This is a genomic window from Rhodococcus sp. 05-2254-5 (assembly GCF_002258575.1).
Taxonomy (GTDB): domain Bacteria; phylum Actinomycetota; class Actinomycetes; order Mycobacteriales; family Mycobacteriaceae; genus Rhodococcoides; species Rhodococcoides fascians.
In genome coordinates this window covers 381,574-394,772 of sequence record NZ_NOZG01000029.1, presented here as the reverse complement: position 1 = coordinate 394,772, position 13,199 = coordinate 381,574, and the positions used below count along the sequence as shown (strand labels likewise).

At 65.3% G+C, this 13,199-nt stretch carries 14 protein-coding genes; 9 read left to right on the top strand and 5 right to left on the bottom strand.

The window, feature by feature from the left end; translation table 11 throughout:
- Positions 1–78: 78 nt before the first annotated feature.
- Positions 79–1,545, top strand: coding sequence for a helix-turn-helix domain-containing protein (locus CH278_RS21330; RefSeq protein WP_051365423.1), 1,467 nt, complete (start codon positions 79–81; stop codon positions 1,543–1,545).
- Between the two features lie 72 nt (positions 1,546–1,617).
- Entirely contained in the window at positions 1,618–2,565 is a 948-nt protein-coding gene (gene ligD, locus CH278_RS21325) for a non-homologous end-joining DNA ligase (RefSeq protein ID WP_094622773.1), read from the top strand.
- A gap of 68 nt (positions 2,566–2,633) precedes the next feature.
- On the opposite strand, the gene argG is transcribed toward ligD, so the two are convergent.
- Together argG and CH278_RS21315 are read right to left on the bottom strand one after the other, a co-directional pair.
- The gene (argG, locus tag CH278_RS21320; protein ID WP_032373710.1) at positions 2,634–4,049 is read right to left on the bottom strand and encodes an argininosuccinate synthase; all 1,416 of its coding nucleotides are present in this window, start codon (positions 4,047–4,049) and stop codon (positions 2,634–2,636) included.
- Positions 4,050–4,071: 22 nt separating this feature from the next.
- A complete protein-coding gene (locus tag CH278_RS21315; RefSeq protein ID WP_032390646.1) occupies positions 4,072–4,776 on the bottom strand; it encodes a FadR/GntR family transcriptional regulator in 705 nt (234 codons plus the stop codon).
- A 102-nt stretch (positions 4,777–4,878) separates the two neighbouring features.
- Between CH278_RS21315 and aspA the strand changes: the two genes are divergently transcribed.
- From aspA to CH278_RS21295, 4 genes are read left to right on the top strand one after another with little or no spacing between them, the layout of a single operon-like run.
- A complete protein-coding gene (gene aspA / locus CH278_RS21310; protein WP_027498436.1) occupies positions 4,879–6,318 on the top strand; it encodes an aspartate ammonia-lyase in 1,440 nt (479 codons plus the stop codon).
- Between the two features lie 4 nt (positions 6,319–6,322).
- The gene (locus tag CH278_RS21305; RefSeq protein WP_032399574.1) at positions 6,323–7,756 is read left to right on the top strand and encodes an amino acid permease; all 1,434 of its coding nucleotides are present in this window, start codon (positions 6,323–6,325) and stop codon (positions 7,754–7,756) included.
- On the top strand, positions 7,749–8,669 hold the full coding sequence (locus tag CH278_RS21300; RefSeq protein ID WP_094622772.1) for an asparaginase: 921 nt from the start codon (positions 7,749–7,751) through the stop codon (positions 8,667–8,669). The genes CH278_RS21305 and CH278_RS21300 overlap by 8 nt, the downstream gene beginning before the upstream one ends.
- Positions 8,670–8,727: 58 nt before the next feature.
- Complete coding sequence (locus CH278_RS21295; protein WP_094622771.1) at positions 8,728–9,048, top strand: hypothetical protein; 321 nt, start codon at positions 8,728–8,730, stop codon at positions 9,046–9,048.
- Here CH278_RS21295 and CH278_RS21290 read toward each other — a convergent pair.
- On the bottom strand, positions 9,013–9,819 hold the full coding sequence (locus tag CH278_RS21290; protein WP_094622937.1) for an MOSC domain-containing protein: 807 nt from the start codon (positions 9,817–9,819) through the stop codon (positions 9,013–9,015). The two genes, CH278_RS21295 and CH278_RS21290, sit on opposite strands and share 36 nt — an antisense overlap.
- Positions 9,820–9,840: 21 nt before the next feature.
- On the opposite strand from CH278_RS21290, the gene CH278_RS21285 reads away from it, so the two are divergent.
- On the top strand, positions 9,841–10,413 hold the full coding sequence (locus tag CH278_RS21285) for an isochorismatase family protein (RefSeq protein WP_032365156.1): 573 nt from the start codon (positions 9,841–9,843) through the stop codon (positions 10,411–10,413).
- A gap of 28 nt (positions 10,414–10,441) precedes the next feature.
- On the opposite strand, the gene CH278_RS21280 is transcribed toward CH278_RS21285, so the two are convergent.
- Positions 10,442–11,044 (bottom strand): hypothetical protein, encoded by a 603-nt coding sequence (locus CH278_RS21280; RefSeq protein WP_094622770.1) that lies wholly within the window; start codon positions 11,042–11,044, stop codon positions 10,442–10,444.
- A 49-nt stretch (positions 11,045–11,093) separates the two neighbouring features.
- On the opposite strand from CH278_RS21280, the gene CH278_RS21275 reads away from it, so the two are divergent.
- Both CH278_RS21275 and CH278_RS27685 read left to right on the top strand, forming a co-directional pair.
- Entirely contained in the window at positions 11,094–12,506 is a 1,413-nt protein-coding gene (locus tag CH278_RS21275) for a glucose-6-phosphate dehydrogenase (RefSeq protein WP_032390714.1), read from the top strand.
- Positions 12,507–12,668: 162 nt separating this feature from the next.
- A complete protein-coding gene (locus CH278_RS27685; protein ID WP_155288427.1) occupies positions 12,669–12,824 on the top strand; it encodes a hypothetical protein in 156 nt (51 codons plus the stop codon).
- Between the two features lie 80 nt (positions 12,825–12,904).
- Here the strand turns inward: CH278_RS27685 and CH278_RS21270 are convergent, their stop codons facing one another.
- Positions 12,905–13,111 carry a PspC domain-containing protein gene (locus tag CH278_RS21270; protein WP_027498428.1) on the bottom strand — a complete coding sequence of 69 codons (207 nt, stop codon included), beginning with the start codon at positions 13,109–13,111 and terminating at the stop codon, positions 12,905–12,907.
- Positions 13,112–13,199: the final 88 nt, after the last annotated feature.

Here is a 13,199-nt window from a genome sequence, read left to right as displayed (position 1 = left end):
TCGACGAAGTAGCGCGATGTCTCAATTCGAGACGCTGGTTTCGGATCCATGGCGACCAGCGAATGTAACCTGAATCACATGGCAGATCCCGAGGGTCTCGTACGAGCCCGCTTGCACTCGGAGCCCCTCGCTGCCGTGTCGCATCGGTTGCTCGCATCGTGGCACCGAAGCCAGGAATTCGGAGTGCCACTCGAAGACGTCGTACCAGCATTTTCGGGCACCTACGACGGCGAATCACTGTTCTACCGATGTGGGCGTGAGGTGCTCGACGGACTGCGCGACACGTTGGCGAACGAGCCGGTGTCGATGATGTTGACCGACGCCGACGGTCTGGTGCTCGATCGAGTGAGCGCGGACCGTGAGCTGTTGGCAGCGCTCGACCGTGTGCATCTGGCCCCCGGCTTCTCGTACGGCGAGAACCAGGCGGGCACCAACGGCCTCGCCCTCGCGCTCGCCGATCGAATTCCGGCAGTGGTGCGCGCCTCCGAGCATTACTCGCTCTCGCTCACCGGATACACCTGCGCCGCGGCACCGGTGCTGAACCCGATGACGGGCACCGTGGAGGGCTGCGTCAACCTCACCACGTGGTCGGAGTCGTCGACGGATCTGCTGCTGGCCCTTGCTCAGTCGGCGGCAGGGAACACCGCGGCGATGATGCTCGCGCGAGCGCAGGGACAGCACGCGCGTCCGGCACCACGTGGGACGGTCTTCCGCGTCGAAGCGTCGTCGGGTCGGCCGGGTGCGGGCAGCGTCCCGACGCTGTCGACGCGGTGGAATCAGGCTCTCGCGTCCTCCGAAACAGCTCTCAGCCAACATGATTCGGTCCTGCTGGTGGGAGAACCGGGAACCGGACGTGCCACGATTCTGGCCCGAGCGCTGCGTACCATCCGCCCACGGGGTCGAATTCTGAGTGCCGGAGTTCCGGCGGCGCGCGACGTCGACGCCTGGCTGGATCTGTGGACGCCCGAGCTGCCCAAACCCGACACCGCAGTCATCGTCCGCGACGTGGACCGGCTTCCGGCGCGAGGGGCAGACGCGTTGGCGGAACTGATCTCTCGTGTCGGTGACGGCGTGCCCGTCACCCTGACGGCCTCCGATTACGACGCTGTTCCCGCTGCCCTGGCGCAATTGGTGCGTTCGGTCGTCGAGGTCCCGCCGCTGCGCGATCGGCCCGAGGACATCGCTCCGCTCGCTCGGCATCTGGCATTGCGGGCGCGTGGACGCGAGGTCAGCCTGACCGGAGACGCCGAACGAGCCCTCGTCGGATATTCGTGGCCGGGGAACGTCACCGAGTTGGCGACGGTGATGCACGAGGCGGCGGTCCGCGCCGACGTCGTCGGCGTCAATCACTTGCCGCCCGAGGTGCTTTCGCGGACCACCCAACGTCTGACACGAATCGAGACGTTCGAGCGCGACGAGATGATTCGAGTACTCAGCCGGCCCGGCATCACGATGAATCAGGCGGGCGAGGAACTGGGAATGAGTCGAGCCACGATCTACCGCAAGCGAGACCGCTACGGCATCACGCTGCGTTCCCACACGTAGCTCCGGTGGACCTGCGAGAAAATCTCCGACTTCCGAGCGCGCGCGGCCGCGGGTACATCTAGTGTCGCTGGTATGGCATCTCCGGCAATAGAACTCGAGGTGGGCACGCGCACGGTGCGCATTTCCAACCCCGATCGGGTGTATTTCCCCGAGAGCGGTGCCACGAAGCTGGACCTGGTGAACTACTACCTGAGCGTCGGCGACGGCATCGTCCGCGCGTTGCGGGAGCGGCCGTGCATGATGCATCGCTTCCCCAAGGGCCTCGCCGGTGAAAAAGTGCACCAGAAGCGGGTGCCGCACGGAGCCCCGCCGTGGTTGGAGACCGTCGAGGTGACGTTCCCCCGCTACAACCGCACCGCGGACGAGCTGTGCGTGACCGAATTGGCGCACGTGGCGTGGGCGGTGCAGATGTCGACGGTGGAGTTCCATCCGTGGAACTCGCGCCGCGCCGACGTCGAGATGCCCGACGAATGGCGCATCGACCTCGATCCGATGCCCGACTGCCCCTTCGATCGGGTCCAACGCGTCGCCGGTGTCGTGCAGGACGTGCTCGGTGACCTCGGCGCAGTCGGCTGGCCCAAGACCTCGGGCGGTCACGGTCTGCACATCTACGTTCGCATCGACCCCGCGCACGGCTTCAAGGACTTGCGAAGGGCTGCACTGGCATTCGCGCGGGAGGTGGAGCGCCGCGCACCCGAGGACGTGACGACGACGTGGTGGCGCAAGGATCGCGACCCGTCGAAGTTGTTCGTCGATTACAACCAGAATGCCCGCGACCATACGATCGCCAGCGCGTATTCGGTGCGGGGAAACCCGAGGGCGACTGTGTCGACACCCATTTCGTGGGCCGAGGTACCCGACGTCGATCCACGCGAGTTCACGATTTTCACCGTACCGGCCAGATACGCCGAACTGGGCGACCTACATGCGGGTATCGACGACGCGGTGTTCGCAATCGACGAGCTACTCGAATGGGCGGAGCGCGACGAGCACGAGGGGCTGAGCGACCCCGAGAAGTAGCCGAACTCGAAGATATGGACGGAAATCGGCAGAAATCCGTCCATAACTTCGAGTTCGGCAGCCAGAAGTCAGTCGGTGCCGGACTCGATTGCGGCGTGGTCGAGGGCTGCGGAGTCCACTGAGTTCTCGGCGCTGCTGGCGGCGATGGCGTCGGCTCCACCGGGGGCGAGTTCGCCGATCAGGTCGCCCCAGGCGGTCAGCTGATCCTGGGCGGCGTACTGCTCGAGTTTGCTGCGCGAATCCGCGATGTCGAGGTTGCGCATGGTCAACTGGCCGATGCGGTCGCCGGGGAAGAAGGCCTGCCCCTGGCTGCGTTCCATCGACAGTTTCTCGGGGTGGTAGCTGAAGTTGCTGCCCTGGGTGTCCACGATGGTGAAGTCCTGACCGCGGCGCAGGCGAACCGTCACGCTGCCGGTCACGACGTTGCCGACCCAGCGCTGCAGGCCCTCGCGCAGCATGAGTGCCTGCGGATCGAACCAGCGGCCCTCGTAGAGCAGGCGTCCGAGTCGGCGGCCCTCGTTGTGGTACGAGGCGATGGTGTCCTCGTTGTGGACGGCGTTGACGAGCCGCTCGTACGTGATGTGCAGCAGTGCCATGCCCGGGGCCTCGTAGATGCCGCGACTCTTGGCCTCGATGATCCGGTTCTCGATCTGGTCGGACATGCCGAGCCCGTGGCGTCCGCCGATGGCGTTGGCTTCCATCACCAGGTCGACGGCACTGTCGAAGGACTTGCCGTTGATCCGAACGGGCCGGCCACGCTCGAAGTCGACGGTGACGTCCTCGGCTGCGATCTCGACCTCGGGATCCCAGAAGCGGACACCCATGATGGGCGAGACGATCTCGAGGGACGTGTCGAGGTATTCGAGACGCTTCGCCTCGTGGGTGGCACCCCAGATGTTGGCGTCGGTGGAGTACGCCTTCTCGGCCGAGTCACGGTAGGGGAGGGTGCGCTGGGTGAGCCACTGCGACATCTCGTGCCTGCCGCCGAGCTCGGCGACGAATGCCTCGTCGAGCCACGGCTTGTAGATGCGCAACTCGGGGTTGGCGAGCAGGCCGTAACGGTAGAACCGCTCGATGTCGTTGCCCTTGTACGTCGAGCCGTCGCCCCAGATGGAGACGCCGTCCTCCTGCATCGCGCGCACGAGCAGCGTGCCGGTCACCGCGCGGCCGAGGGGAGTGGTGTTGAAGTACGTCTGCAGTGACGATCGGATGTGGAACGCGCCGCAGGTCAGTGCCGCGAGGCCTTCCTCGACCAGCGGTTCGCGGCAGTCGATCAGCCGGGCCTGCTCGGCACCGTACGCGAGGCCGCGGGCGGGTACGTCGGACAGATCGGGCTCGTCGTACTGGCCGATGTCGGCGGTGTAGGCAAACGGGATCGCGCCGTGCTCGCGCATCCACGCCACGGCCACCGAGGTGTCGAGACCACCGGAGAATGCAATGCCGATTCGTTCACCGACCGGGAGGGAGTTCAATACCTTCGTCACGGCCCGCAGCTTAGTCGTACGGTCAGCTGGGCCGATCGGCGAGCGACTCCACTGCACCACGGACGGCATCGAGGTGGGCGGTCATGGCGCGGGCTGCTGCGTCGTACTCGCCGGATCGGATGCCGGCGACGATGGCGTCGTGTTCGACGTTGGACTGCTGCTGCCGGTGGGCGACGAGGTTCAACGTTTCGGACTGCCGCGTCAAGGCGTCCCGGATGTCGACGACGATCGACTCGAACACGCGGTTTCTGCTGGCCCGCGCGATGGCGGTGTGGAACTGCGCGTCCAACAGGACCCAGGCCTCGTGGTCGTCCTCGGAACGCATCTCGTCGGCGAGGCCGGAGAGAACCGCCAACTCGTCGGCGGTACGTCGTTCGGCCGCCCACCCGGCTGCGGGTACCTCGACGTGGGGTCGGGCCTCCATGAGTTCACGGGCCTCGTAATTGCCGATGTCGAGGTCGCTACCCACTCGATCGCGGACGACGAAGGTGCCGAGGCCCGTCTTGGTTTCGGTCAGACCGAGCGCGTGGCACGAGCGCAGAGCCTCGCGGATGACGGAACGACTGACGCTGTGTCTCGCGGCCAGCGCCGCCTCGGACGGGAGCTTCTGCCCGACGGGGAGCTTTCCCGACGAGATCGCGGCACGCAGGTCGGCGAAGACTGCCTCGGCGGCGCTCATGCGGGCATTGGTGGGCGCACTGACTGCCCAGCTGTCCGACAGGTTCATGCAGTGATCCTATCCCGGGGTTGACCGACGAGGTGTTCTACGCCACACTCTACCTGTCAGACAGCCGGACAGCTGGACACCCTTTGAAGGAGCGCACCCACCGTGGCCGATACCCGCATCGAGAAAGACCTTCTCGGCGAACGCGAGATTCCGATGACCGTCTACTGGGGAATCCATACCCTGCGCGCGCTGGAGAACTTTCCCATCACGGGGCGGCCGATCTCCACCAACGCCCACCTCGTCCGCGGGCTCGCAGCCGTGAAGTGGGCGGCCGCGGCGGCCAATCAGGACCTCGGAATCCTCGACGCCACCCGCGGGGAAGCGATCCGGGCCGCGTGCCAGGAAATTCTCGACGGCCAGTGGCACGAACAGTTCGTCGTCGACGTCATTCAGGGTGGCGCGGGGACGTCGACCAACATGAACGCCAACGAGGTCATCGCCAATCGTGCCCTGGAAATCCTCGGCCACGCGCACGGTGACTACTCGATGCTGCACCCCAACGAGCATGTGAACGCCTCGCAGTCCACCAACGACGTGTATCCGACGTCGGTGAACATCGCGACCATCTTCGCGGTGCACGAGCTGATCGCATCGATGAAGGTCCTGCGAGATTCGTTCTCCCGCAAAGCAAGCGAGTTCGCCACCGTCGTCAAGATGGGCCGCACCCAGCTGCAGGACGCGGTGCCGATGACACTCGGTCAGGAGTTCGGCACCTACGCGATCATGATCGACGAGGACTGCTCACGGCTCGAGGAAGCCGCGTTGCTGGTGCACGAGATCAACCTCGGGGCCACGGCCATCGGCACCGGGCTCAATGCTCCTGCCGGATACACCGAGTCGGCCGTCGCGCACCTGCGCACCATCACCGGCCTGCCGTTGGTCACCGCAACGGACCTCATCGAGGCAACGCAGGACGTCGGTCAGTTCGTGCACCTGTCGGGTGTGCTCAAGCGCGTCGCAGTGAAACTGTCGAAGATCTGCAACGATCTCCGGCTGCTGTCCTCCGGGCCGCGCGCGGGCTTCAACGAGATCAATCTGCCTCCGATGCAGGCGGGTTCGTCGATCATGCCCGGCAAGGTCAACCCCGTCATTCCCGAGGTTCTCAATCAGGTTGCCTACGAGGTGATCGGTCACGACGTCACCATCACGATGGCCGCCGAGGCAGGGCAGTTGCAGCTCAACGCTTTCGAGCCGATCATCGTCAAATCCCTGTCCGACGGTATGGCGCATCTGAGTGCGGCCTGCCGGACCGTCGCGCATCGGTGCGTCGACGGCATCACCGCGAACGTCGATCTGCTGCGTGAGCGGGTGGAGAACTCGATCGGTCTGGTCACCGCGCTCAGCCCGTACCTCGGGTACGTGGAGTCGACGGCCATTGCGCAGGAAGCGCTGGTCACCGGTCGCAATGTCGTCGACCTGGTGCTCGAGAAGGGCCTGCTGGCGCGAGAAGAGCTGGATCGATTGCTGAGCCCCGAGCATCTCGCGAACCTGCGGGTGGCTCCCACCGAGCATTCCGTTGCTCCCGAGACGTCGACGAGGTAATGCGATGAGCACCGAGAACCCGACCCAGAAGCAGGCCTTCAGCGAAGAGGAGCTGGGGTATCGAAAAGAACTGGCTCCGCGCCAGATTCAGATGATCGCCATCGGCGGCGCGATCGGCACCGGCCTGTTCATGGGTGCCGGCGGAAGATTGCGTGACGCCGGGCCCGCGTTGGTTCTGGTCTACGCACTGTGCGGCTTCTTCGCATTCCTGATCCTGCGCGCGCTGGGTGAGTTGGTGATGCACCGCCCGTCGTCCGGATCGTTCGTCTCGTACTCCCGCGAGTTCTTCGGTGAGAAGGTCGCGTTCGCGGCCGGGTGGTTGTACTGGATGAACTGGGCGATGACGGCCGTCGTGGACGTGACGGCAGTGGCGCTGTACATGAACTTCTTCAAGAAGTACTGGGCACCACTGGGCAACGTCGATCAGTGGGTGTTCGCGCTGGCCGGCCTGGTGTTGGTTCTCGGTCTGAATCTGGTGTCGGTCAAGGTGTTCGGTGAGCTCGAATTCTGGTTCGCGCTCATCAAGGTCGTGGCCCTGGTGACGTTCCTCGCGATCGGCACCTACTACGTCATCTTCGGTACCCCCATCGACGGGCAGGCTCCGGGTCTGAGCGTCCTCACCGACAACGGCGGTCTCATCCCCAACGGACTGCTTCCGGCGATCGTCGTGATCCAGGGCGTCGTATTCGCCTATGCCTCCATCGAATTGGTCGGTACCGCCGCCGGAGAAACGCAGAACCCCGAGAAGGTCATCCCCAAGGCGATCAACACCGTTATCGTCCGCATTGTCGTCTTCTACGTCGGCTCGGTGCTGCTGCTCTCGCTGTTGCTGCCGTACACCGCGTATCAGGCCGGGGAGAGCCCGTTCGTCACGTTCTTCGGAGCGATCGACGTCGAGGGTGCCGACGCGATCATGAACCTCGTCGTGCTCACCGCAGCGCTGTCGTCTCTCAACGCCGGGCTCTACTCCACCGGTCGCATCCTGCATTCGATGGCGGTAGCCGGTTCGGCACCGAAATTCGCGGCCCGCATGAACAAGCAAGGAGTTCCGTACGGCGGCATCGCACTGACGTCGGTGGTGACGCTGCTCGGGGTCGTCCTCAACGCAGTCGTCCCGGCGCAGGCGTTCGAGATCGTGCTGAACCTCGCTGCGCTCGGCATCATCAGCGCGTGGGCCGTCATCGTGGCGTGCCAGCTCAAGTTCTGGTCTCTGTCCAAGACCGGCGCGGTCACCCGGCCTGCGTTCCGGTTGTTCGGTGCCCCGTACACCGGCTACGCAACGCTAGGCTTTCTGGCGTGTGTACTGGTACTGATGGCCTTCGACAAACCCGTCGGTACGTGGACCGTCGCGTCCATCCTGCTCATCGCGCCGATGCTGATCGCCGGATGGTACATGTGCCGCAACAGAATTCGAGAGGTAGCCGCCCGTAATGACTGAGGAGTGGAGCCTGCCGGAACGACCCGGCAGTGCTGAGTTCGTCGCGTTGTTGACCACCGGTGGGACGATCGCCAGTAGTCGCGACGAGCACGGGGTTTCTCGGCCGGTCGCAGGCGTGGGCGTCGACATGGACGGCGTGGTGGTGCGCGAGGTGATGTCGAAGGACAGCTCCGCCCTGGACCTCGCCGATCTCGACGCCATTCGCACTGCCGTGGTCGACGCGTTGGCCGAGGACGGCTGCGCCGGAGTGGTGGTGTTGCACGGCACCGACACCATGGAGGAGTCGGCGTTGTACGTCGACCTGTTCCACGACGACGCGCGTGCGGTGGTGTTCACCGGGGCCCAACGCACCGCCGATCATCCGGACCCGGACGGCCCCGCCAACATCACCGCCGCGGTGACGGCGGCGCGGTCCGAGCAGGGAGTGCTGATCGCGTTCGGCGGACGAGTACTGCCGGCCCGCGGGGCGATCAAGAAGCACACTTCCGAACTCGACGCCTTTCGGTCGGCAGCAGTGCCGAGGCCGGACCCGCTGCGGTGGCAGCCCGTCGCGGGAGTGCGCGTGGACGTCGTGGCCCTGTACCCGGGCGCGGACGGGGTGCAGATCGATGCCTGTCGCGAAGCCGGGGCGTCGGGCATCGTGCTCGAGGCGTTGGGCTCGGGTAACACCAACGCTCTGGTGGTGCACGCGGTGAAAGAGGCCGTTGCTGCCGGGCTGCACGTGGTCGTCACGACGCGGGTGCCGTTCGGTGAGACCTCGCCGACGTACGGCGGCGGAGGCGGCGGCCACGATCTGCTCGACGCCGGTGCGGTGTTCTCCCGCGAACTCCGGGCCGGGCAGGCGCGCATCCAGTTGGCGGCGCTGGTCGCCACTGGAGCTACTGACGTGGTCGTCCACAATTCGTTCGCCTAGGCGGGATCCCGCCCACGGAGCCGAATAGTGGACACTCAGCGCACCAAGGAGGCGTGACGTGAGCACGATCGAGATCGAGTTCGCTCCGCATTGGGTGAACGCGTCCTTGGTGCGCACGCTGGCGCGGCCGTTCGTGACGATCGACGGCGTGGAGCATCGCCAGTCGTGGTCGGAACCGTCGACCTACGAGCTGGCACCGGGCGGCCACGAGCTCACCGCATTCATTCGTTACCGCGGCACGACATCCGCACTCGGCACCGGGCGGCGACGCGTCGAACTCGGTGCAGAACAGCACCTTCGGCTGCGAGCTCGAAACGGGTGGGCGAACCACATGCCGTTCGAGTTACAGCTCCGACTCGCCCCAGGTCTCGACGCGTAGTTCGTCCCCGACCGAGATGGTTCCTTCCTCGATCACCGAGAACTTCGAACCGAAGGCGACACCCTTCTGCCGGGCCCGGCGGTAGGTGCCGAGAGTGCGCAGAGGTTCGGGTCCGGTGCGAACACCGGTGCTCTGCTCCACCGTGGTGACGGCGCAGCGGATCGCCAGCTTCGTGTACGTCAATCGTGCGTCGCCGATCGAGATGTTGCGCACTTCGTCCTCGACATGAGCGTCCTGCGAGCCGTCGACGACGATGTTGGGCCGAAATCGGTCGATCGGGAGCGGCGCGTCGAGGCGGGAGTTCAGACCGGCCAGCGTGGCGGTCGAGAGGATGTGGACGGCGGCGCTGTCGGCGAATTGGGCCGAGCCGGGACAGATTCCGTCGGTGACGCGGCCGTGATCGCGGGGCGCGGCGACGAGGCGGGAGGGCTCGCCGATGACGTCGGTGAGCCAGGCGGCGATGTCGTCGCCCTGGTCGATGCCCCGCAGCGGCGTGCCGAACATCGTGACCTCGCGGCCCGCGGAATCGCGATCGACGACGGCGGTGACGCTCCCTGCGCTCTCGTGGCGCAGTGTCAGTGAGCCGTTTTCCACCGAGCATCGAACGACGGCCAGCACGGGATCGGTGCGTTGGCTGCGGAACGAGCCGTCCGCGTCGACGATCATGAACGCTCGGTCGTGTTCGAGACCGGCTGCGCTCACCCGGACCGAGTCCAGTGCCGTACCGGCACATCCTTTGACGGGATAGGTCACCAGAGACGACACGCGCACCCGTCGAGGATACTGGGACACATGACTCGTGCTCTGTTGGTAGTCGATGTTCAGAACGATTTCACCGAGGGTGGTGCTCTGGCCGTGGTCGGCGGTGGGGAGGTGGCGCGCAGGATCAGCGCGTACCTCGCCCGGAGCGGCGACGACTACGACCTCGTGGTGTCCTCACGCGACTGGCACGACGGCGACAGCGACAACGGTGGACATTTCGCCACCGACGCTGCCCCGGATTTCGTCACCACGTGGCCCGTGCACTGCGTCGCGGGAACGGTCGGCGCGGAATATCACCCGGATTACCGAACCGGCAGCGTCGACGTGCATGTCTACAAGGGGCAGGGCAGACCGTCGTATTCGGCGTTCGAAGGCGTCACCGAGGATGGAACATCTCTGTCCGAGATCCTGACCGCCAACGAGGTGACGGCCGTCGACATCGTCGGTCTCGCCACCGATTACTGCGTGCTGGCGTCGGCGAAAGATGCAGTGGCACAGCACCTGGACGTTCGGGTTCTCACCGATCTGGTGGCCGGGGTCGCTCCCGAGACCTCCGCAGCGGCTCTCGACGAACTCCGCGAAGTCGGAGCAGCAGTGGTGTGAGACAGCAGTGGTGTGAAACAGCAGTGGTCTACAAGTCGATCGTGGTGGTGATGGACGTGACCGACGGTGCCGCGGGGGTGCTGCCGAAACCGAACGTCACCGGGGGAGTGACGGGCGTCAGCGAGCCGAGGTCCTCTCCTTGCCAGGATGCGACGACGTCGACGACGCGGTGCTGGTGCCTGGCTCCGTAGTATTCGCGCCTGCCTCCGCCGGCGCTGCCGCGAGTTCGCACTCCGCGCAGTATCACTCGGGCGATGGGGTCGCTGATCGTGCAGAACCACGGTGCGGTGGACACGGCGTCGGGGACGAGGCTCAGGGCGCGGCCGAGAACCGTCGGTCCGGCCACTCGGATGCGTACCGACAGATCCCCGGCCACGACGGACCGCCACCCGTCGGGCTGTTCGGAGAAGGTGACCGGTACCAGCTCGGTGGAATCGAACGAGTATGTCGCCGTGACGAATTCACGTACTGCCTCGTTCGGTGCCACGAGTAGGCGTCGACCGTCCGCGAATTGGACCATCACATCGGTGAATTCGCCGAGGGGCGAGCGCGTCCAGTGTCCGACGACGATGCGCACTCCCGACGTCGTACCTACCCCGTAGATCTCTCCGTGAAACCGTGATCTGGTCATCTTCGTGCACTCTCACCTAGGTAGCACTATGCGGTGCATAGTGGAGGTCATGGCGTCCTCGCAACCCACTGTATTCGTCCTGTTCGGCGCGACCGGAGACCTCGCGAAGCGAATGGTTCTGCCGTCGTTCTACCAACTCCACGTCGAAGGCCTGCTGCCGGAGAAATGGATCCTGATCGGCAACGGTCGCAAGGATTCGTCCGACGACGAGTTCCGCGACCACGTGAAAGATGTGCTCGACGAGTTCGCCGAGAACGTGGCCGACGACGATTGGTCGGCGTTCTCGAAGCGAATCCGTTTCGCGGGCAACGGCTTCACCGTCGACGATCCCGGCAAGCTCCCCGACGTCGTCGCCGACGCCAGGAAAGAGATCGGTGACGACGCACAGCTGGTGCACTACATCGCGCTGCCGCCGAGCACGTTCGTCGACTACACGAAGGCCCTCGGTGCACACGATCTCGCCGAGGGTTCCCGAGTGGTGTACGAGAAGCCCTTCGGCACCTCGCAGCACAACTTCGAGGAACTCGACAAGGCCGTGCACGAGGTCGTGAAGGAGGAACAGGTCTATCGCATCGACCATTTCCTCGGTAAGGAAGCAACGCAGAACCTGCACGTGTTGCGGTTCGCCAACGGCATGATCAGCGGCATCTGGAACTCCGAGCACGTGGAGCATGTGCAGATCGACGTGCCCGAGACACTCGACATCGACGACCGCGCCGAGTTCTACGACGAGACCGGTGCCGTTCTGGACATGCTGGTGACCCATCTGTTCCAGGTGGCCGCCGAGGTGGCCATGGAACCCCCTGCGTCGTTGAAGGCCGAGGATCTGCAGTCGGCTCGCGAAACGGTGATCGGGCAGTTCCGTCCACTCGACACCGACGAGGTGGTTCTGGGGCAGTACGACGGCTACCGCGACGTCGACGGCGTTGCCGAGGATTCGACGGTCGACACGTTCGTGGCCGCGAAGCTGTGGGTGGATACCGATCGCTGGCGTGGGGTGCCGTTCCTGCTTCGTACCGGCAAGATGCTCGGTGCCGGAGCGCAGCGGGTATCGCTGGTGTTCCGCAAGCCCGCCGACAGTCCACTGTCGACGCTGCCCGAAGACGGCGCGGTGCTCTCGTTCGACCTGTCCGGTGACGGCAGCATCGATATCGCCATGACGGTCAAGGAACCGGGACCGGATTTCGACCTGTCCGTCGGGCATCTGTCGTTGCCGCTGAAATCGGTGCCCGACGCGGAGCCGTTGAGCCCGTACTCCCGTCTGATCCTCGATGTACTGAACGGGGACCGATCGCTGTTCACCAGACCCGACGGCCTGGCCCACGTGTGGGAGGTGGCGGCGCCGCTGTTGAACGATCCGCCCGCGGTGAAGAACTATGCGCCGGGCTCGATGGGACCGACGGAAGCCGACGAGCTGGCTGCGCCCTGCGGTTGGTTGATCACCGGGAAAACCGAGGACTGATCACCGGAACGGTGAAGAACCGGGTCGGCTTTCGAGCCCCGAAACAGCCGGTGGGTCCTTTTTGTCCGAAACAATGGAATGGATCGCGTCTGGAACGTTATGTTCCTGTGGCCTGGTCACCCTCCGACTCGGGCCACGACGTGTCTTTCGAAAGGCTTACCCATGCTCCTCGATCTCCTCACCGGCCTCCTGCCCATCCTCGGCGGCGGCGAAGACGGTGGCATCACCGGACCCATCACCGGTGGCCTCACCGATGGTCTCGGTGAACTCCTCGACGGACTGCTCGGCGGAAGCACCGGTAGCTTCGGCTCCAGCTAGGCCCCATTCCGCGAAGTCCGACGGCAAGGCCCCGCTCCTCCACCGCCGAGGATGCGGGGCCTTTCCTCGGTCCCGGGAGCTCACGGGCGGCGCGGCATCAGCATCAGGGCAGCCAGGTAGATCAGTACGACCGTGCCACCGCTGAGCACTGCACCGGCGACGGTGGCGACGCGAACGAGGTTGACGTCCCAGCCGAAGTAGTCGGCTATACCGCCGCAGACGCCTCCGATCATCTTCTGCGAGTTGGACAGGGTGAATTCTCTGGGGGAATTGCTCTCGAATGTCATGGTGAGAAGTCTGCGTCGCCGACGCCTGTGGGCACATCGGGGCTTTCACCCATATCGACCCGGAGAATCGAACGATCGAGAAACGGGT

Excerpts from the sequence above, each read along its gene's own strand:
- ligD (WP_094622773.1), top strand. The coding sequence starts at position 1,618 with ATGGCATCTCCGGCAATAGAACTCGAGGTGGGCACGCGCACGGTGCGC.
- CH278_RS27685 (WP_155288427.1), top strand. The coding sequence starts at position 12,669 with ATGCTCCTCGATCTCCTCACCGGCCTCCTGCCCATCCTCGGCGGCGGC.
- CH278_RS21270 (WP_027498428.1), bottom strand. The coding sequence starts at position 13,111 with ATGACATTCGAGAGCAATTCCCCCAGAGAATTCACCCTGTCCAACTCG.
- CH278_RS21275 (WP_032390714.1), top strand. The coding sequence starts at position 11,094 with ATGGCGTCCTCGCAACCCACTGTATTCGTCCTGTTCGGCGCGACCGGA.
- CH278_RS21280 (WP_094622770.1), bottom strand. The coding sequence starts at position 11,044 with ATGACCAGATCACGGTTTCACGGAGAGATCTACGGGGTAGGTACGACG.
- CH278_RS21315 (WP_032390646.1), bottom strand. The coding sequence starts at position 4,776 with ATGAACCTGTCGGACAGCTGGGCAGTCAGTGCGCCCACCAATGCCCGC.
- CH278_RS21305 (WP_032399574.1), top strand. The coding sequence starts at position 6,323 with ATGAGCACCGAGAACCCGACCCAGAAGCAGGCCTTCAGCGAAGAGGAG.
- CH278_RS21300 (WP_094622772.1), top strand. The coding sequence starts at position 7,749 with ATGACTGAGGAGTGGAGCCTGCCGGAACGACCCGGCAGTGCTGAGTTC.
- CH278_RS21285 (WP_032365156.1), top strand. The coding sequence starts at position 9,841 with ATGACTCGTGCTCTGTTGGTAGTCGATGTTCAGAACGATTTCACCGAG.
- CH278_RS21330 (WP_051365423.1), top strand. The coding sequence starts at position 79 with ATGGCAGATCCCGAGGGTCTCGTACGAGCCCGCTTGCACTCGGAGCCC.